Origin of the sequence: Streptomyces sp. AC1-42W (assembly GCF_003248355.1) — a bacterium.
GTDB lineage: Bacteria > Actinomycetota > Actinomycetes > Streptomycetales > Streptomycetaceae > Streptomyces.
The window spans coordinates 70,155-86,875 of record NZ_QKWY01000001.1 but is presented as its reverse complement, the minus strand read 5'-3'; the positions used below and the strand labels follow the sequence as shown (position 1 = coordinate 86,875).

The following is a 16,721-nucleotide window of genomic DNA, read 5'->3' as shown; positions in this document are numbered from 1 at the left end:
AACGCTGGTGGTGTTGAGGGGAGTTGGCGGTGGCTGAGCGCACTCCGGTGGTGTTCCTGCTGGTGGGGCTCACCGGTTCGGGGAAGACCACCTATGCCCATCGGATGCTGGAGCCTCAGTGTGCTGTGCGGCTCTCGGTGGACGAGGTCGTCTATGAGCGGCACGGTCGGTACGGCGTCGACTACCCGGAGAACACCTACTTCGAGAAGGAGGCCCCGGTCGTCGCCGAGCTGCACGAGCGGCTTGCCGAGCTGGTTGCCGAGGGCCGGGATGTGGTGTGGGACCACGGGCTGTGGCCGCGTAAGGACCGCGACGCGATGAAGGAGCTGGTGGAGTCGGCCGGTGGGCGGTGGCGGCTGCTGTACTTCCCGGTGGAGCGTGACGACCTGCTGCGCAGGCTGGCGGAGCGCAACGAGCGCGGGGACGCGAACGCACTGGTTGTGACGCCGGAGGCCCTGGACGACTTCTTCGCCCGCTTCGAAGTGCCTCAGGGCGAGGGCGAGGAGATCGTGGAGCCGGACTGGCTCTGAGGAGTGTGGGGGCGCCAGGTGGTGGCGATCTTGGCGGCTTCGGTGACCCAGCCGTCCGGCAGGCGGTCGAGGGTGACGCGGCGGAAGGCCAGACGGGGATCGGCGACGTCGATGCGGCCGCTGTGACGGTCGATGTGCTGTAGCAGGCGGGACGCCTCGCTGCGGACGGCCGGGGTGTGCTCGGCCCACTCACCGGAGGTGAACCGGTCGATCCGCCGGCGCAGGTCGTCCAGGACGCCCGAGCGCCACTTGAAGTGGTGCACGCACGCGAGCGTGTCCGGGTCGGGCTTGTGGCCCGGTGCCCGGTGGTTGCCGGATGCCACGGTCACTGAGGAATGGGCGAGGACGATCTTACGGGGGTCGCCCTTGAGGAGCCGGTGGGTGAGGTGCCCGCCGAGCGGGAAGGCCCGGTCCAGTCCGGTTTCCGGGCGCCACAGGGCCAGGCGGCCGTCGTTCGTGACGCGGTCGAGCATCAGCCCGCCGATCACCTTGTGCCTGGCGGCCTCGGCCTGGGCGATCATCTCGGCGAGCGAGGCGGGGTAGGTCTGGAACTCGTCGGAGTCGGCGATCAGGTGCCAGCCGGTCCCCGCCTGCTCGCGCAAGGAGTCGCGGAGCCGGGTGTTGGTGTGCTCGTGCCACGGTCCGGTGCTGATCCGGGCGGGGATGATGCCGAGGCCGTGGCTGGCCGCGATGAGCTGGTGCCGCCAGGCGTCGTGGACGTGGTCGGGGAAGTGGAAGGCGAGGTGGAACCGCTCGATGCCGAGCCGGCGGTAGTGGGCGGTCCAGGCGGCCAGCAGGGCCGGTTCGACCGGGCCGACCACCGCGACCAGGGCGGGAGAGACGGGCGTCTTCATCGGCACTCCTTGGTCAGGCGGGTGTAGGTCTCGGTGAGGAAGGCGGCCTGCTCGGCTGCCGAATTCATATCCAGGACCCCGCGCGCCGACGGTCCCGGGCGGGAGGGCGCGTCGGCCGTGAGGTGGTCCAGCGTCTTGGCGAGGGTGTCCGGATCACCTGCCGGGAAGAGTCGGGCCCACGACTCCCCGGTGAGCCGGGCGGTCAGCTCGGGGTCGTGTGCCGAGACGATCAGCGGGACGGCGAGGCGGGCGGCGTCCATGACCAGTCCGGATTCCTTGCCCACGCTGGACTTCCGGGCGACGAGGGCCGCGTCGGCGGCGGCGTAGACGAGCCGCAGGACCTGGTCGCCGACTGGGCCGGGCACGGTGTGAAGGCGGACGTTGGGGAGCTGGCGCCAGCGCGTGAGGACGGCGTCGTCCAGTGGGGTGCCGCACACCAGGACGTGCAGCGGGATGGTGAGGCGGGCGAGGGCGGCATCGACGGTGGCGATGTCCTTGTACGGCCACCAGCCTCCGACCACGCACACCGCCTTCGCGTCGGCGGGGATCGTGAAGGCAGTGCGAGCACCGTCGCGCTCGGCGTCGGTCAGCGGCCGGCCGTCGTCGACCGCGAACGCCCGCACCTCACCACGAAGGTGAGGGAAGGCTGGCGCGACCTGGTCGCGGACGGCGGTGGTCGGGTAGAGCGCGATCACCCGCTTCTCGCCTGCGCGGGCGAGTCGGCTCAGCCACCGGATCAGGCGGTCTTCGGTGGTGACCGCCTCGTGGATGAACCGCAGGTGCGGGGTGCCGCCGAGCAGGGCGGTGGCACCGTGCAGGGCCTCGCTCGCGCTGAGGATCACCACTGCCGAGGCCCGCGGGGCGAGGCGGCGTGCGGTGCGAAGGCAGGCGGCCTCGGTCAGGCACCGGGCGAGAAGGATGACCTGGTGCGGGGACCTGCGGACCGCCTGCGGCCAGCGTCGGGAGGCGAAGACCTGCTGGCCGGCGGCGGAGACCCGTGCTGCCGCCCGCGCGGCAGCCAGAAGGATCTTCGCCGCGGGCCCGGCCGCACCGACAGCGACCCGGGTACCGGCCCGCACCAGCGGGCCCAGGTCCTCGCTCAGGCCGCCCGGGGCGATGACGAGGCTGTCCGGCCGCGCGGCGGCGATCGCCGCCAGCGTGCGCTGGTGGTGTCCGCCGACCTGGTGCGCGTACGGCTCGATCAGCACCAGCGGCCCGGGGACGGTGTTCATCCGGTCACCGCCTGCTCGCCGTACAGCGTGGTGAAGTGCTGGCACAGCCAGGGCGGGTCGTTGAGCGCCTCGAAGCGCTGCGGGTCGCGGGCGGCGGCCTTGGCGAAGCCGAGTCCGTCGCGGGCGCCGGCCGCCGCGTAGGCGGCGAATTCGCCGTCGCGGCTGGCCGTCCAGGCGGCGATGTGTTCCTGGGCGGAGGCATCGGTCATGCCGTACTCGCTGCCGCGCGCGAGCATCGCGCACTCGCGGAAGCCCGCCTTCCACGCGTGGAACGGGCTCTGGTTGAACCGCGTGACCCCGGCGGTCTGGCGGCAGAACTCGACCCGGCCGGGCAGTGCGGCCAGCACGTCAACGGCCTGGCCCATCTCCCTCAGCGCCGAGCGGCGGATCAGCTTGAGCCCGCCGTAGCCGTAGGTCAGGCCGTTGACCGGGTTGACCGCCTGCCAGACCCGCATCGCCACCCCGTCGGCCAGCGGCTGGACCGCGGCGGTGGGGAACTCGGGGTCGATGGCGAAGTCACCGTCGGCGAGGAAGAACTGCTGGGTGTCGACCAGCTCAGCGGTGAGCCGGTAGGCGCGTCGCATCCCGCGCACTCCGTGCAGGCGCTTGACGGTGCCGCCCAGCACCCGGGTGAGGCGGGTGTGCAGGGGGCCGGCCAGCGGCTCGTCATAGGAGAGCTGGACCGCGTCGAAGCCGGTCACTTGATCGCCTCCAGGTAGCGGGCGGCCACCGCGGTGGGCGTGAGGTCGGCGGTAGAGGCGTACGCGCGCTTGGCGTGCACCAGGTAGAACTCGGCGTCCGCGGCGAGGCGCTCGGCGATCTGGACGGCCTGCTCGTCGGTGTCGAACAGCAGCTCGTGGTCGATGTGCTCGGCCAGCCAGCCGGTACGCGGGCCGATCACGGGCAGGCCCATCGCCTGGCAGTCGATCACCGACATGGACCAGGGGCAGCCGGGGCGGAAGGGGGCGATGCCGAAGTGGGCGCCAGACAGAAGGTTGCGGTAGCGGACGCGGTCGCCGCGGTCGGAGGCGATCGTGACGCCATCCGTGGTCGCCAGCTCCTCCAGGTGCCGTTCGGGGCTGGGGTCGAGGCGGATGCGCTCGGAACTTCGGTTGCCGAACAGGTCCATCACCGTGAGCCGCACCGGGGCGTCGGCGACGAGGCGGCGGGCGAGCTGGGTGAAGCGGGCGGTGCCGTAGTGCCTGTACAGGCGGTGGTTGTAGATGCCGGTGGCCCTGCCTCCGGGCGGGGTGATGCCGGCCGGGTCGCGCACCAGCCGTACGTCCCTGGGAGCGGGCACGATGTGCAGCTTGTCGCCGAGGTCGACGCCTGTGCGGGCGGCGGCTGCGGTGGTCCAGGAGGCGGCGGTGGAGGAGTGGACCAGGATGCGGTCGCAGGCCGCGAGGCCGGCGGCGAAGGCCAGCAGCACGCTGCGGCCCAGGCCCCGGTCGTTCATCGCCGGGTCCAGCTCCAGGACGCCGGTGTCGGTGAAGGAGAACGGCAGGTAGTGGCAGTAGCCGGCGATCAGCGCATCCACCCCGGCTTCCAGGAGCGCGGCCCGGATCGCGGGGGCGGCTTCGATCTGGTTGGCCACCACCACCTCGGGCCGCCGGTCGCGGATCAGTGTGACCAGGGCGTCCATGCCGGGGTCGAAGCGGGCGCGGTACTTGGTGGACGGCGAGGCGGTGGGCGCGAAGTGCACGCGGGTGTCGCCGACCGGGACCGGCGAGGCCACGGTCACCTCGGCCCCGGCGTCGGTCAGGGCCGGGGCGAGCATGTCGGCGAAGGTGTAGCCGGAGTCGGCGGACAGCTGACTGGAGTTGGAGACGTTGAGCAGATACAGCACGCGCATCGCTGGGACCCTCCTGGTTTGGGCCCGGGGGTCGACCTGGGCCGGTGGAGGAAGGAAACTGGCGACGGGAGCCGTGACAGAATGGTGAATCGAGATCACTCACGGTTCATTCATCTCATCCGACGGCCAGGGCGGGGGCTTTGATGGACGCGCGGGACGACGCCTTGACGGTCGAGCAGGCCGCCGAGGCGTTCGCGGCGGAGGTCGCCTACTGGCGCGAGGTGCGGGGCCTTGCCAAGCGGGAGTTAGCCAGGAGGATGGGCTTCGACCCGTCCTACGTGAGCCACGTCGAGTCGGGCCGGCACAAGCCGACCGAGGACTTCGCCCGCCGTGCGGAGGAAGCCCTGAACGCGGGCAAGGCCATCTGGAAGCGCTGGCTGGACTACGAGACGGCCAAGGCTCCCGTGGCACCGGCGACGGCCGTACCCGCACCCCGCAGGGCCGAGCAGCCGTACGCGACCGGCTCGGCGATCGTCGTCGAGCACGACGCGGCCCGCCTCGACTACGACGGGCACCTCTACCGGCTCACGATGCGCCGGCTGCTGCGGAACACCGGCAGTGAGCCGATCACCCGCTACCTGATCCGCATCAGCGTCGACCGCTACCCGGGCGAGCCGGAACGCTCCAACGCCCACTACCGCGAGCACCCGCTGACCTGGGACGAGCTCTCCCTGACCGCGACCTGCCGCGGTGAGGCGATGCGCTGGCAGGCCAAGCACGACCGCGACGCCTTCAAGGAGGTGTGGCTGCTGTTCGAGAACGAACAGGGCCGCTTCCCTCTCTACCCGGGCGAGTCGGTGTGGATCGAGTACGCCTACTCCGTGGGCGAGGAGAAGTGGGGCCGCTGGTTCCAACGCGCCGTCCGCCTGCCCACCGAGCACCTGGCGGTCGAACTCGCCTTCCCCGCCGAACTCGACCCCGCGGTGTGGGGCACCGAGACCTCCATGACCGCTGAGGCAGCACCGCTGCGAACGGCCCCGGTCCAGCGCGAGGAGAACGGGATGCGGGTCTTCTCCTGGAGCACGTCCACACCCGCACTCCATGCCCGGTACCGTCTGGAATGGCGGTTCCGGGCACGGCCCGAATGTGAAGCAAAACAAGGGGAGTTCAGGTGATTCAGGTGCGACCCAGCGAGCAGATGCGCGGCCTTGGCGTCGTGCAGAACGGCGCCCCCGTTCTCGCCGAGTCCGCCCGCGCCTTCGATCTGTCAGCCGAGCGTGAGACCGCCGAGCAGGTCGTCGAGCAGTTGTTCTCCGCGATGGAGCGCGTCGGGCAGGTCCACCCGTTCGCCAAGGGCATGGGCATCGCGGCCCCTCAGATCGCGATCGGCCGGGCCGCAGCCGTGGTCCAACCCCCCGACCCCGGGACTCCGGCGATCGTCCTGCTGAACCCCCGGATCACCGACCGCTCCAGCGACGAGGACGAGCAGTACGAGGGCTGCCTGTCGTTCTTCGACGTCCGCGGCCTGGTCCCCCGGCCGCTGTGGATCACCGTGGAGACCACGACGCTGGAGGGCCGGCTGGTGACGACCACCTACGAACGCGGGCTCGCCCGGCTGGTCCACCACGAGATCGACCACCTCGACGGTCTGCTCTACACCGCACGGATGCGGACGGGCGTCGCTCCCATCCCCGTGGAGGAGTACCGCCAGACCGGCCGGGCGTGGGCATACGAGCAATAGCAGTCGAAGCGGGGCCAGACTCCTTGTTGTCCTTTTTAGCTGTCAGCGGCGTCGGTGGCGTTGATCGGTAGGGGTCACGGATGCCGTGGAGGGGAGAGGGTTTCGGGCCTGGTGTGCGCTATGTGTGGACACGAGGGTTGAGCGGCGGCGGGCGGCTTCGGCGCGGGGGTTGTGTGCGGGGTTGCGGCTGGTGCGCTGGATGCGGGTGATCAGGACGCGGGCGGGTTGGCGGGCGGTGGTGAGTTCACGCTGGGCCGCAGCTTCCTTGAGGAGCTGGTGGGGTTTGTGGCCGCCGGCTTCGGCTTCGGCGAGGACGGTGGCGAGGGCCGGCCAGGCGGGATCGGTGAGGATGCGGTCGGCGTGGTCGGGGACGGCAGCCCGGACATCGTGGGCCAGGGTCCAGAGGGCCTGATCGTTCGGCCGGCGGGTGGCGAGGCTGCCGACGACGGGCGTGAGGGCCCGGTCGGCGGCGGCCTGAAGGTGGTGGAGGGTCTGCCGGGCGGCTTCGGACTGGTGGGCATGGTTCTTCGCGTCGTGCCAGCGGGCAGCGACGATCGTGGCCCAGACGAGGGCAGCGAGCAGGGTTGCCAGGGCGCTGCTGTCGGGGCCGGTGGTGGTGTGGGCAAGGTCCCGGGCCGCTCGGCGCAGGGTGTGGGCGGCCTGGTTCTCGGCGCGGATCTGGGAGCGCTGGGCGCGGCCGAATGCCCTTGATGCGGCTTCGAGTTCGGCGTGGAGGTGGGCGGGGACTTTCTGAGCGGTGGCTTCGATGAGGTCACCGAGCGCGGTGATGTGGGCTTGGGCGTGGGTGTCGTCGGCCATGCCGGCGTGGAGAGTGTCGAGGGCGTCGATGGCCTGGTACCAGGGAGTGGCCGGTTGGTCGCGGCGGGCGGTGGGGTGCTCCTCCGGCGTGGTGGCCTCCAGGCGGACCTTGAGCTTGGGCAGGGTGAGGTCGGGGGCGATCTTTCCGCCGGGGTGGAAGATCTGTTCGCCGTCCTTGTTGAGGTCGCCGGGGCGGCCGATGGCGTAGCCGAGGAGGTCTCCGGACGGTCCGCGGCGGGGTTTGATCGCGATGCCGTCGGCTTCGAGGTAGGCGAGGAGTTCCTCTGTGTTGCTGGCGTGGGGGATGGCGGCGCGGATGCGGTCCTGGAGCCAGTCGCGGCTGGTCTGCTCCCAGCCGAGGCGCTGGGCCTTGTGCATCTCGGCCTGGGTGGGCCGGCGTCCGGCGGTGCGGTCGCCCTTCTTCAGCTGGCGCAGGCCGTAGTCGGTCTCGATCTGGCGGCAGGCGTCGCCGACGCGGATGCCGCTGTCGTGGAGCCTGGGGCGGCGGCCGTCTTCGCGGACGGTGGTGGCGAGGATGTGGATGTGGTCGTCCGCGTGGCGTACGGCGATCCACCGGCAGCCGAGGTCGTCTCCGGGCGGGGCGATGCCGGCGGCTTCGACGATGCGCTGGGCGATGTCGGCCCACTCGGCGTCGGAGAGGCGCCGGTCTTCGGGGGCGGTGCGGACGGGGCAGTGCCAGACGTGATCGGTGACCCTCTTGCCGAACTCGCTGTTCCGAAGATGGACGGGCTCGTCGAGGTGGCGGGCAAGCCGGGTGAGGGTGGCGTCCGGGGCGCGGCCGGGGTCGGGCATGCCGAGCATGGCGAAGCCGGCGACGATGTGCGGGTCGGCGTGCTCGTCATGGCGGCCGGGGCCGTAGAGGTAGGCGAGCAGGCCACGGGTGTTGGACCCAGCCGGTTTGATGGCGGCGATCACGCTGCCCGGTCCTTCCTGGCGTCGGCGGGTTCGCACAGGGCCTCGGCTATCAGCTCCAGCAGGCGGTGGAGCTCGTCGAGACGGTGGCGGATGTCGGGCGGGGTGAGGTCGCTGTTCAGCGCGCGGGCGACCTGGTTGACGTTGACGCCGATCCGGTTGAGCTCGCGCAACACCTGGGCGCGGAACATGTGGGTGCGGCGGCGGTCCTCGGACAGCGGCAGGTTCGCCGTGAACCGGCCAGTGATGAAGGCGAGGACGATGTCAGCGGCGAAGCCGGATTCCCCCTTGTAACCATGCTCGACGGCAGCCTCCTGGAGGCTGGCGTGCTCGTCGCCGGTGAACCGCAGCGGGCCGACGCGCACGGTCCGCTTGGTACCGGTGAAACGGCGAATCGCCGGCTGCACGCTCTGCACCGCTCGCTCGCCGGCTGTCGGCACGGTGGCGGGTGCGGGGCGAAGGATCTGCTGCTGGACGACGTGGAGCTCGTCCGGGTCGGGGCCGCCCTCGGTCCCGACCTCCCGGTCCGGCGCCCCCTGGCGTCGGGCAGTCTCCGCCACCCCCGGGGCGGAGATCCCCGAAGACCGGCCTTGAGTCGGACTCGGGGTACTACTGGCTCCGCCAGGAGCAGCCCGCCCGAACGCCAGCCGCAAACGGCCCAGGATCGTAGACGACTTCGCCGGCGACGGACGTGTGCCGGGGGTGCCGACGGGGTGGCGGTCGTGCATCACGATCGGTTTCTCCAAGAGGGGGTTGAGGAGCTGGCTTGGGCTGTGGGCCTGTGGAATGGGTCTTGAGGTTCCGACCGGTCACGAGGACCGTCAGCCGCCGACCGAGGGGGATACGGCCTCGGTCTCGAACTCGGGTCGAAGGATGTTCATCACTTCGGTCAGCCGCTTACCGCTGACCGAAAGTCCCTTGTCCCGTATGGCCTGCTGGACGATTGCCCGTGTGAGGCTGTTCTTCTCGGCGACGGCGATGCGGCCGATCTCTACGAGTTCGTCGAGAGTGGCGCCGGGCGGTCGGCCGCCGCGCGCCCTACTCTGCGGAACTATTCGCTGGGGTTCCGGTCGCTGAACGGAAATACCGGCCACCGGCCCAGAGACCTGATCGGGAACGTGGTCCGGGCTGTCGGTGGTTTCGGCGACGAGCTGGTGGATCTGCCGCATCAGGACGCCGAAGGCGAGGAGGGCGGCGGTCGGCGGGACTGCGGCGACCACGTAGTCGAGCCAGTGCGTAGTGCGAGAGTCGCCCGCTCCGCTCACGCCCGCCACGTTGAGCGCGATGGAACCGACCGAACCGATTGCGGTGATGGCGATGGCCCATCGGTCGGTGACCTGGCGCAGACCTGCACGGAGCATAAGCAGTTCGCCTGCGACGATGAAGGCGTCCAGGGTGGCGGGCCACGCCCATCGCCGGGCCGGGAAGCCGCCGAGTCCATGCTGCCCCGCGACTTCGGCGAGGTGTGCGTACGAGAGCCAGAAGGCGCCGACGGTAAGGGCGACGATGACGCCTCCGGCCGCCGCGAGCGCGTATCGCTCGGTGCTCTGCTTGGTCATGCCCGCGCTCCTGTCGCTGTGACGACAAGCGCTGGGGCGGTGCCGGCCTGGGGTGCGGTGACGAGCAAGGGTGGTTCTCCACGAGCTGTGAGGGCGGGGCGCTTACGCTGCCCCCTCTCCAAGGAGGGGGCAGCGCGTACGCGCCAAGGGTGTGAATGCGCCGTTCGATGGCGCGTAGGCGTCTGATCTGCGGTTTCCCGAGATTCGTACGCGGCGAAGGCGGTGCGTACGCGCCCTCGGCGGGTCGGGGCGCGTACGGCACCGCGTACGGGGCCGCCGGTCAGGAAACGGCGGTCATGTGGCGGGTGACGGCCTTCCAGCGGGTCGCCTGGCCGCCCCCGGTACCACCGCCGGCACCGGTCTCCTGGGTGGCGTGTCCGCTCTTGGTGAGGTTCTCCAGGCGACGCCTCGCCCTGGCGATGTCCGCCGCGATGGGCTTCTCCTCGCCGGTGATCTGGGTGGCGAGCTGGCGGGCGGTGAGCCCGTTCGCGCCCGCCTGCCGCAGGAGGGTCAGTGGGTCGAGGCTCGTATCGACGCGCGAGGTGCCACGGGGGTGGTCGTGGATGACCGGCAGCGGGCCGATCTCGTCGTCGATCGTCTTGAGGTGGTGGAGGTGGACCACCGGGTCCCCGGCCGCGCCGCTGAGGAACAGGACGCTTCCCGCGCCTGCGGTGAACCAGGCCGAGCCGTAGACCTGGTCGAGGACAGGGCGCTGGGTGCGCGAGGCGTCGGGGCCCTGCTTGCGCTGGTGGTGCAGTTCGAGAAGCTCGACGCCGTCGCGCAGGAGCTGCTGACGGGCGTTGTTGTACGCGAGGCCGGCCTCGTCGTCGGTGAGCTTGCCGACCACGTCCTTGAGGCTGTCGATCACCACGGTGTCGGCCCCGTGTTCGGCGGCCAGCTCGGCGAGAAGCTGCGGCTCGGTGTTGAGCGATGCGGGCAGCGGTCCCGACCAGAAGACCAGGCGCTGGCGCAGGATGTCCCGGTCGGCCTGGTGCACGACACGGGTGAAGGCACGGGCGAGCTGGCTGGGCCGGTCCGCGGCGATGTAGAGGACCTTCTCTCCCTCGCGCACCGGCATATCCAGGACCTGGGCGAGCAGGCCAAGACGGGCGAGCACGATCTGCTGGGCGATCGTCGACTTCCCGACGCCTGGTGGCCCGACGAGCATCAGGCTTTCACCCGAGGCCCAGGCCGCTTTTCCCGGCGTCCCCCACACGGGCTCGGTGCTGGAAGGGGTGTCGGTGACGAACGACCAGCCGTCCACGGCATACCTCTGGAGTCGCCCGCCCGAGCTGCGGCGGGCTCGGTCGGCGGCCTCGCTCAGCGATGCCGCCAGCAGGCTTCGTACCTCGGCCGGGTCAGCTCCCGGCGCGGTGGCGCCCTGGAGCACGCGGACCGCCGTGGCCTGCAGGACGCGCAGATCGGCATGGCTACGGATGATGTCCGCGTAGTACGAGGCACCCGACCCCACGGCCGCCGAGGTCGCCAGGGAATGCAGGTACTGGGGGCCGCCGACGCGCGTGAGGTCGCCCGTGGACTTCAGCTGGTGGGACAGGGCGATCGCGTCGGTCGGCGCCTCCTGCCTGCGCAGCTCCAGCAGGGCGTGCCAGATCGTGGTGTGCGCGGGCCGGAAGAAGTCGCCCGGCTCCAGCACGTGCCGGACCTCGTCGATGACCGCGCTCTGGAACATGCAGGCCCCGAGCACGGCTGCCTCGGCGTCCGCGTCGTGAGGCGGTGCGGCCGTGACGCCGATCGCGTCCTGCGGGCCGGCGTGGGAGTGAGCGGATGGTGCTTGCCACTGCTGGGTCGTACCCTGGGGCACAGAGCTTCCTTGTCTCGGGCCGATACGGACTGGCAGGTCCCGGCACCGTGTAGATCGTTTTGGGCGGTCGTCTTGGGAGTCGCTGCGGCCTTGGTGCTCCAACACCGGGGCCGCTTCTCTGTACGGGGCCTCAGGCAGCCTTCTCGTACCGCGATCCGGCCATCAGGTCGGCCAGCCGTGCCGCGCTGTGCGGGCTGATCGTCGTGGTGAATCCGGCGCAGACGCGGCGCAGGGCCTGAGCCCGGGCTTCCTCCTGTCGTGCGGCTCGGGTCGTCGTGGGCGTGGTCGGTGCTGTGCTCGCCTCGGGCAGCAGGCGCACGGGCAGCTCCTTGCGGGCGGTGCGGGGATGGCAGTCCCCGCACCGCGCGGGTCGTCGGGCGGTCGGTTGCGTCGCGCTGCTTCCAGGTGCTCCAACACCTGGGGCCGCGCATGCCGCGCTCACGGACGACTGGCAGGTCGTCCGCACGCGACGCCCTCAGTTTCCGGAAAATCGCCGGTTGGGCTAACCGGCGTTTCCGTGGATAATGCGCCCTCGCCCGAGCCCGTGCCCGACGTCAGAGCTGGTTCTGCTCGATGTCGATGCGGTCCCAGTCGAAGACTCCGCTCGGCTTGCTCGACGCGTCGATGACCACGCCGGAGAAGAGGAAGCGGAGCACGGCGTTGCGCCGCTCGTCCGTCATCTCGTCGGCCTCCCAGGCAGCCCTGGCCCCCGGCCCCGTGAGTCCGTCGAGCAGCTTCACCGGCCGCACAACCATCCGCCGCTGGGCCTTGGCGATCCGGTCGGTGATGTCCTTGCGCATCGTCCGGTACTCCGCCGTGGAGATCTCCTTGGCGGTCCACATCTGGTTGAGCTCGGCGAGCTGCCGCTGGTCAGCCTCCACCGCCTCCGTCAGGGCGTTCGTCGGTGTGGCAGAGGCGAGTTGGCCGGAGACGGTGAGGCGGCCAAGCAGGTCGATCGCGGCCTCGGTAACGAACTCCTCCAGCTTCACGGCGGCGATGCGGCGGACGCACTTCTTCTCGTCGTTGCGGCTCTTGCGTGTGCACAGGTACGAGGGCACGGCCCCGACCTTGGTACCGGACATCAGGGTGCCGCAGCGCTTGCACATGACCAGGCCACGCAGCAGGTAGAAGCGGCGCAGCTCCAGGTTGGTCTGGTGGATCGCGGACCGGTACTCGCGGCGGGCGCGGACCTCCGCCCAGGTGCCGGCGTCGATGATGGCGGGCCACTTCCCGGCGCCGACCTCCTCGCCTTGGTGCATGCGGATACCGGCGACGTGGCGGGAGTCGAGCAGGGCCCGGACGGTGCCCTGGGTCCACTCCTTGCCATACACGGTCTTGATGCCGCGCTTGTGGAGGACGAGGGCGATGGAGACCGGACTCTGGCCCTTGAGGTAGCGGTCGAAGACCTCGCGGACGATCTCGGCCTCGTCCTCCCTGACGGTCATGCCGTCGGGCTCGTACCCGAACCGCCGCTTGCCCGAGTGCGGCATTCCGGTCTCGGCCCGCTCCGCGAGCGCGGACTTCAGGCGGCGGGAGGTGTCGTCGGAGGAGCGGCAGGCGTGGGCGACCTCGATGCGGAGGATGAACCGGTCGTCGGGGTCGGAGAGGTTCCGGCGGTTCGCCTCGCCGTGCAGCACGATCTCCTGCTCGTCGGAGACCTGGAGGAGTTCCTCCAGGTCGCGCGGCTGCCGCATGAGCCGGTCGGGGTGGTACGCGATGATGTGCCGGAACTCGCGACCCCGGGCTCGTTCGAGGAGCTGGTCCCAGCCGGGGCGCTTGCGGTTGCGCCGCCAGGCGGAACGGCTGTTGTCGACGAAGACGTGGGCGGGGTCGATGGCCAGGCCGCGGCGCTCGGCGATCTCCCGGCAGATGCGTTCCTGCCGGTCGACGCCGGTCTGGTCGTCATCGTCGGCCTGGGATATTCGGCAGTACAGGGCGGCCGGTTCACCTGGGGTGATACTCGGCTCTCGGTGCTTGGGGCGGGGCATGGCATCGATGGTATGAGCAAGGCTTGGGCTCGCCGAACTTCCGCCACCCGGTCACCCTGGCCAAGGAGTTGATCACGCTCGACGACATCTCGGGCGGGCGGATCACGCTGGGCATCGGCGCGGGCGGCAACGGATTCGACGCGACGACGCTCCTGCGCGGCGACGAGGTGCCGTGGACGCCCCGGCAGCGGGCCGACCGCTTCGGGGAGTTCGTCACCCTGCTGGACGGCCTGCTGTGCGAACCGGCCGGAATGTCGTACGAGGGCGAGTTCTACGCGGCCACCGAGGCGCGGAACCTGCCCGGCTGTGCACAGCGGCCCCGGATTCCCTTCGCCGTCGCCGCCACCGGGCCGCGCGGTCTCGCGCTCGCGGCGCGCCTCGGCCAGGCATGGGTGACCACCGGTGATCCGAAGCTGTACGAGGAAGGGAGCGGCGCGCAGTCGCTCGACGCCCTCGCGCGTCAGATGGACGGCCTGGGCCGGGCCTGCGCGAAAGCCGGGCGGGATGTGGCGGAGCTGGACAAGGTGCTGCTCACGGGGTTCACGCCGGAGTTCAACCCGCGTCTCGTGGTGGGCGCGGACCGGCCGTTCGACTCCGTGGACGCGTTCGTGGACTTCGCCGGCCGGCATGCGGAACTGGGATTCACCGAGATCGTCATCCATGCCCCGGTTCCCGTCGACGGGCCGGGGTTCGACGCGGCGGTGCCGGACGACAAGCTGTTCGAGGAGATCGCGACGCGGGGCGCGGCCCAACTGGCCGTCTGAGGGGCGGGGCGCGCGATGGCCTCCCCTGGGGTGCGTCCGGGGCGCACGTGGCCTCTGGCCCGTGCCGCCTCCGGCCCTCGTCTCAGCCCGGCAGGCGCAGAAACGCGGCGGGCACGGCGGCGGTGAGCCACACCCCGTTGGCGCTGACCCAGAAGGTGTGACCGGCGCGGTGCATCGCCCCCGCGTCCACCGACAGCACGACGGGGCGGCCGCGCCGGGCCCCGACGCGGGTGGCGGTCTCCCGGTCGGGCGAGAGGTGCACGTGGGTGCGGTTCATCGGGCGCAGCCCCTCGGCACGGATCGCGTCCAGAGAGCGGCCGACGGTGCCGTGGTACAGGTACGCGGGCGGTTCGGCCGGCGGCAGGCCCAGATCCACGGCCACGGTGTGCCCCTGGCTCGCCCGGATGCGGTCGCCCTCGACGGCGAAGCGCCGCTTGTCGTTGGAGGCGACCACATGGTCCAGCTCCGATCTGCTGATCGGGAAGTGGTGGCGGGCCGCCGCGAGCAGCAGTTCGTCGACCGGGACCCAGCCCTGGGGGTCGAGCGTGATTCCGATCCGTTCGGGCTGGTGCCTCAGATGTTTGGAGAGGTACTTGGACACCTTGACGGTGCGTCTTTCGTCCATCCCTTCAGCGTCCTCCCGGCGGCGCCCCGGCGCATCCGCATTTCCTCTTCTTCCCGGCTTCACCGGAACGATTCCCGCTCGGAGGTTTGATCCACAGCCAACTCGACTTATCCACAGGTTCGTTGGCGATTCTGTGGACAACTGCGAGCCCGAGCCCGCCTCTTCCCGGCCGCCGGCGGCCTATAGCGGCGGCTTCAGCCGTGCGACGCCCCGCAGCAGACCGGGCCCGACACGGGACAGGAACCGTACGGCGTGGGACTCCGGCGTCACGGGAACGACGGCCTGGTTGCGCACCACCGCCCGCAGGACCGCGTCCGCGACCTTCTCCGGCGGGTAGTTCCGGGCGCCGTACAGCTTGCTCGCCCGCTTGCGCAGCCGCTGCTCCTCCGCCTGGTCCGTGCCCACGAACCGCGCGGTGGCCGTGATGCCGGTGTTGACGATGCCGGGGCAGATCGCGCTGACCCCGATCGACTTCTCGGCGAGTTCGGCGCGCAGACACTCACTGAGCATCAGCACGGCCGCCTTCGACGTGCTGTACGCGGGCAGTGCGCGCGACGGCTGGAAGGCCGCCGTAGAAGCGGTGTTGACGATATGGCCGCCCTGGCCGCGCTCGGCCATCTGCTTGCCGAAGAGCCGGCAGCCGTGGATGACGCCCCACAGATTCACATCGAGGACGTTGCGCCAGTCCTCGGACGTCGTCTCCAGGAACGGGCCGGACAGCCCGATGCCGGCGTTGTTGACCAGCACGTCCACGACGCCGTACGCGTCGGCCACCCTGGCGGCGAGCTTCTCCATGGCCTGCTCGTCGCCGACGTCCACGGCCTCTCCCCACGCCTCGGGCGCCCCCGCCGACCGGGCTGCCTCCGCCGTCCGTTCGGCCCCTTCGGCGTCTTTGTCGACGGCCACCACCCGCGCGCCCGCCGCCGCGAAGGCCAGCGCCGTGGCGCGTCCTATGCCTCCGGCGGCCCCCGTCACCAGCACGAGTTGGCCGCCGAACCGCTCCGTGTACACCCCCTGGGGCCGGGCCCCGACCGGGGCGCCGGTCTCCCCGGCGGACTCGACCGTCGTCGCGAACTCCGCGATCCAGGCGGCCAGCTGGTCCGGCCGGGTGCGCGGCACCCAGTGCTTGGCCGGGAGCGCCCGCCGGGTCAACCGCGGCACCCACGATTCGAGTTCGTCGTAGAGCTGCTCGGAGAGGAACACATCACCGGCCGGCGTGATCAACTGCACCGGGACGTGGGCATGGGCGTCAGTGCGCGGTCTGCGCAGCCGGGTGCGCACGTTGTCCCGGTAGAGCCATGCCCCGTGCGCAGCGTCGTCGGGCAGCGACGGCGTCGGGTAGTCGCCCGGAGGCACCTTCTCCAGCCGCTCCAGAATGCCCGGCCACATGGTGCCGAGCGGCCCCCGCCAGGCCAGTTCGGGCAGGACCGGGGTGTGCAGCAGGTACACGTACCAGGACTTGGCGCCCTGGCCGAGGAGCTGGCCGACCCGGCGCGGGGTGGGACGGCGCACCCGCCGCTTGATCCAGTGGCCGAAATGGTCGAGGGACGGCCCGGACATCGAGGTGAACGACGCGATGCGGCCCTTCGTACGGTCCACCGTGGCGAATTCCCAGGACTGGACCGACCCCCAGTCGTGCCCGACGACATGCACCGGGCGGTCCGGGCTGACCGCGTCGGCCACGGCCAGAAAGTCGTCGGTCAGCTTCTCCAGCGTGAAACCGCCGCGCAGCGGCTTCGGCGCCGATGAACGGCCGTGCCCGCGTACGTCGTACAGCACTACGTGCCACTGCCCGGCGAGTCGCGCGGCGACCTGCGTCCAGACCTCCTTGCTGTCCGGATACCCGTGCACGAGGACGATCGTCGGCCGTGCGGCGTCCCCCAGCTCGACCACGCACAGCTCGATGCCGCCCGTGGCCACCCGGCGCTCGCGCGCCCCCGGCAGGTCGAGCAGACGCGGGCCGCCGTTCCCCCCGGAACCGCCCGTGCCCGTGGGCCGTTCATTCCTTCGTCGTGACGCCATGCGACCGTCCGTCCCTGCCGTGTGCGGTACGTGCTCGTAA

16 protein-coding genes are annotated in these 16,721 nt (G+C 71.2%); 4 read left to right on the top strand and 12 right to left on the bottom strand.

Annotated elements, in window-relative coordinates:
• Nucleotides 1-29 precede the first annotated feature (29 nt).
• Complete coding sequence (locus tag DNK56_RS00390) at nucleotides 30-530, top strand: ATP-binding protein (protein WP_199563674.1); 501 nt, start codon at nucleotides 30-32, stop codon at nucleotides 528-530.
• Here DNK56_RS00390 and DNK56_RS00385 read toward each other — a convergent pair.
• Genes DNK56_RS00385 through DNK56_RS00370 form a run of 4 tightly spaced genes read right to left on the bottom strand, consistent with a single transcriptional unit; the run spans nucleotide 488 to nucleotide 4,468 of the window.
• A complete protein-coding gene (locus DNK56_RS00385) occupies nucleotides 488-1,384 on the bottom strand; it encodes a glycosyltransferase family 2 protein (RefSeq protein WP_111329573.1) in 897 nt (298 codons plus the stop codon). The genes DNK56_RS00390 and DNK56_RS00385 overlap by 43 nt on opposite strands.
• Nucleotides 1,381-2,616, bottom strand: coding sequence for a hypothetical protein (locus tag DNK56_RS00380; protein ID WP_111329571.1), 1,236 nt, complete (start codon nucleotides 2,614-2,616; stop codon nucleotides 1,381-1,383). The genes DNK56_RS00385 and DNK56_RS00380 overlap by 4 nt, the downstream gene beginning before the upstream one ends.
• A complete protein-coding gene (locus tag DNK56_RS00375; protein WP_111329568.1) occupies nucleotides 2,613-3,317 on the bottom strand; it encodes a hypothetical protein in 705 nt (234 codons plus the stop codon). The genes DNK56_RS00380 and DNK56_RS00375 overlap by 4 nt, the downstream gene beginning before the upstream one ends.
• Nucleotides 3,314-4,468, bottom strand: coding sequence for a glycosyltransferase family 1 protein (locus DNK56_RS00370; protein ID WP_111329565.1), 1,155 nt, complete (start codon nucleotides 4,466-4,468; stop codon nucleotides 3,314-3,316). The genes DNK56_RS00375 and DNK56_RS00370 overlap by 4 nt, the downstream gene beginning before the upstream one ends.
• A gap of 143 nt (nucleotides 4,469-4,611) precedes the next feature.
• Here DNK56_RS00370 and DNK56_RS35180 point away from each other — a divergent pair, with 143 nt between their 5' ends.
• Nucleotides 4,612-5,583 carry a helix-turn-helix domain-containing protein gene (locus tag DNK56_RS35180; protein WP_199563673.1) on the top strand — a complete coding sequence of 324 codons (972 nt, stop codon included), beginning with the start codon at nucleotides 4,612-4,614 and terminating at the stop codon, nucleotides 5,581-5,583.
• Entirely contained in the window at nucleotides 5,580-6,149 is a 570-nt protein-coding gene (locus DNK56_RS35175) for a peptide deformylase (RefSeq protein ID WP_199563672.1), read from the top strand. The genes DNK56_RS35180 and DNK56_RS35175 overlap by 4 nt, the downstream gene beginning before the upstream one ends.
• 42 nt (nucleotides 6,150-6,191) lie before the next feature.
• Here the strand turns inward: DNK56_RS35175 and DNK56_RS00360 are convergent, their stop codons facing one another.
• The 6 genes from DNK56_RS00360 to DNK56_RS00335 all read right to left on the bottom strand — a co-directional run bounded on the left by DNK56_RS00360 (nucleotide 6,192) and on the right by DNK56_RS00335 (nucleotide 13,270).
• Nucleotides 6,192-7,904 carry a relaxase/mobilization nuclease domain-containing protein gene (locus DNK56_RS00360; protein ID WP_111329563.1) on the bottom strand — a complete coding sequence of 571 codons (1,713 nt, stop codon included), beginning with the start codon at nucleotides 7,902-7,904 and terminating at the stop codon, nucleotides 6,192-6,194.
• Complete coding sequence (locus DNK56_RS00355) at nucleotides 7,901-8,461, bottom strand: MobC family plasmid mobilization relaxosome protein (RefSeq protein WP_111329561.1); 561 nt, start codon at nucleotides 8,459-8,461, stop codon at nucleotides 7,901-7,903. The genes DNK56_RS00360 and DNK56_RS00355 overlap by 4 nt, the downstream gene beginning before the upstream one ends.
• A gap of 261 nt (nucleotides 8,462-8,722) precedes the next feature.
• A complete protein-coding gene (locus tag DNK56_RS00350) occupies nucleotides 8,723-9,460 on the bottom strand; it encodes a DUF2637 domain-containing protein (protein ID WP_111329559.1) in 738 nt (245 codons plus the stop codon).
• 280 nt (nucleotides 9,461-9,740) lie between these two features.
• Nucleotides 9,741-11,282: a DnaB-like helicase N-terminal domain-containing protein gene (locus DNK56_RS00345; RefSeq protein WP_241989706.1), complete on the bottom strand. Its 1,542-nt coding sequence runs from the start codon at nucleotides 11,280-11,282 to the stop codon at nucleotides 9,741-9,743.
• A gap of 130 nt (nucleotides 11,283-11,412) precedes the next feature.
• Nucleotides 11,413-11,601 (bottom strand): hypothetical protein, encoded by a 189-nt coding sequence (locus tag DNK56_RS00340; RefSeq protein WP_111329557.1) that lies wholly within the window; start codon nucleotides 11,599-11,601, stop codon nucleotides 11,413-11,415.
• 235 nt (nucleotides 11,602-11,836) lie between these two features.
• Complete coding sequence (locus DNK56_RS00335; RefSeq protein ID WP_111329555.1) at nucleotides 11,837-13,270, bottom strand: recombinase family protein; 1,434 nt, start codon at nucleotides 13,268-13,270, stop codon at nucleotides 11,837-11,839.
• A gap of 23 nt (nucleotides 13,271-13,293) precedes the next feature.
• Here DNK56_RS00335 and DNK56_RS00330 point away from each other — a divergent pair, with 23 nt between their 5' ends.
• Nucleotides 13,294-14,034, top strand: coding sequence for an LLM class flavin-dependent oxidoreductase (locus DNK56_RS00330; RefSeq protein WP_241989705.1), 741 nt, complete (start codon nucleotides 13,294-13,296; stop codon nucleotides 14,032-14,034).
• 82 nt (nucleotides 14,035-14,116) lie between these two features.
• Here DNK56_RS00330 and DNK56_RS00325 read toward each other — a convergent pair whose 3' ends face one another.
• Nucleotides 14,117-14,659: an RNA 2'-phosphotransferase gene (locus DNK56_RS00325; RefSeq protein ID WP_111329553.1), complete on the bottom strand. Its 543-nt coding sequence runs from the start codon at nucleotides 14,657-14,659 to the stop codon at nucleotides 14,117-14,119.
• A gap of 180 nt (nucleotides 14,660-14,839) precedes the next feature.
• Nucleotides 14,840-16,612, bottom strand: coding sequence for an SDR family oxidoreductase (locus DNK56_RS00320; RefSeq protein WP_111335285.1), 1,773 nt, complete (start codon nucleotides 16,610-16,612; stop codon nucleotides 14,840-14,842).
• Nucleotides 16,613-16,721: the final 109 nt, after the last annotated feature.

Excerpts from the sequence above, each read along its gene's own strand:
- DNK56_RS00370 (WP_111329565.1), bottom strand. The coding sequence starts at position 4,468 with ATGCGCGTGCTGTATCTGCTCAACGTCTCCAACTCCAGTCAGCTGTCC.
- DNK56_RS35180 (WP_199563673.1), top strand. The coding sequence starts at position 4,612 with ATGGACGCGCGGGACGACGCCTTGACGGTCGAGCAGGCCGCCGAGGCG.
- DNK56_RS00380 (WP_111329571.1), bottom strand. The coding sequence starts at position 2,616 with ATGAACACCGTCCCCGGGCCGCTGGTGCTGATCGAGCCGTACGCGCAC.
- DNK56_RS00335 (WP_111329555.1), bottom strand. The coding sequence starts at position 13,270 with ATGCCCCGCCCCAAGCACCGAGAGCCGAGTATCACCCCAGGTGAACCG.
- DNK56_RS00385 (WP_111329573.1), bottom strand. The coding sequence starts at position 1,384 with ATGAAGACGCCCGTCTCTCCCGCCCTGGTCGCGGTGGTCGGCCCGGTC.
- DNK56_RS00325 (WP_111329553.1), bottom strand. The coding sequence starts at position 14,659 with ATGGACGAAAGACGCACCGTCAAGGTGTCCAAGTACCTCTCCAAACAT.
- DNK56_RS00350 (WP_111329559.1), bottom strand. The coding sequence starts at position 9,460 with ATGACCAAGCAGAGCACCGAGCGATACGCGCTCGCGGCGGCCGGAGGC.